The 1,379-nt window shown below is 58.7% G+C and carries 2 protein-coding genes; both read right to left on the bottom strand.

Features of this window, described 5'->3' with window-relative positions; all coding sequences use genetic code 11:
• Positions 1-2: 2 nt before the first annotated feature.
• Positions 3-452, bottom strand: coding sequence for a hypothetical protein (locus tag AB4043_RS25595; protein ID WP_442299494.1), 450 nt, complete (start codon positions 450-452; stop codon positions 3-5).
• A 4-nt stretch (positions 453-456) separates the two neighbouring features.
• Positions 457-1,379 (bottom strand): adenosyl-hopene transferase HpnH (gene hpnH, locus AB4043_RS25590; RefSeq protein WP_442308529.1); only part of this gene is annotated, 923 nt, incomplete at its 5' end.

Genomic DNA, 1,379 nt, shown 5'->3' with positions numbered 1-1,379 from the left:
CTCTAGTCCAGCTTCTCCGCTTCAATTCCAATATTCGTTTCGCCCGCAGCCTTCTTTTCCCAGTACTTCTTCACCCAGGCTTCAAACGACTTGCCGGCGGCGGCGTCACGGCCGGTAAAGGCGAGGGCTGCAATATCGCCGTAGGCCACGTTGACCTTTGCGCGATCTCCCTTTGAGGGAATGATGCGGATAAAGGAGTCCCTCAGCGATGTACCCGAGCGGCGGTCGAAGATATATCCCTCGAGGATCGCGCCGTCCTTCTTCGTGATTGTCACATCGCCGCGATAGTCGAAGGCCTTTTCCAATGCTTCCCGCACTTCATCGTCGGAGGCGAGAGCCGGAATCCAGCCCTCGAGATTCTCTCGCTCACGGCCGGCGACAACCTCGAGCTCATCAGCCGAATGCTCTTTCAACTGCTCGATCTTTCCCGCTTCCTGCTGCACTGTCGACATAGGCTTAGTCTCCTGAGACCAGTTCACCGGTTTGCGCCGCGGGTGTCGTAGCGATCTGAACCAGTGGTCCGCGGTGTTCCGGCTGCCACTCATCCAGCAGTTTCTGTGCTCCTGCATCGGAGTACAGTGCGTTCATATAGGCCTTGGCCGTACGGATGAAACCACCCAGCGATCCGAAGCCGTAGTTCACCGCCGAAGCTTCGTGCCCCGAATGCACCATGCAGTTGGCGCACTGCGGATTGCCGCTCTTTGCACCGTAGTTGGCCCACTCGGTGGCTTCGATCAGTTCCTTGAAGGAATCGGCGTAACCGTCTTGCAGCAGATAGCAGGGCTTCTGCCAACCGAAGATGTTGTAGGTCGGCATTCCCCAGGGGGTGCACTCGAAGTTGATCTGTCCCATCAGGAACTCGAGGAAGAGTGGGTGCGAGTTGAACTGCCACTCCTTCTTCCGGTTCGACAGGATGGCGCGGAACATGCGGCGCGACTTCGCCTTACCGAGGAAGTGGCTCTGATCCGGTGCCTTATCGTAGGTGTAACCCGGCGAGACCATCATGCTCTCAACACCGGCGCGTGTGAGTTCGTCAAAGTGAGCCCGCACCGAGTTTGGATCGGCGCCATCGAAGAGAGTCGTATTCGTCGTCACGCGGAAGCCACGCTTCACTGCTTCACGAACGCCTTCCATCGCCTGGTCGTGGCCACCGTCGCGGCAGACGGCGAAGTCGTGGTGCTCCTTCTGACCATCGACGTGCACTGAGAAGGAGAGATACTTGCTTGGCGTGAAGAGATGGAGCTTCTCCTTCAGCAGCAGCGCGTTGGTGCACATGTAGACGTACTTCTTGCGCGCTACCAGGCCGGCAACAATCTCCGGCATCTGCGGATGCAGCAACGGCTCGCCGCCCGGGATAGACACCATCGGCACGCCGCACT

The sequence above is a fragment of the Terriglobus sp. YAF25 genome, from assembly GCF_052113305.1.
Taxonomy (GTDB): Bacteria; Acidobacteriota; Terriglobia; order Terriglobales; family Acidobacteriaceae; genus Terriglobus.
This window is presented reverse-complemented; position numbering and strand designations above follow the sequence as displayed.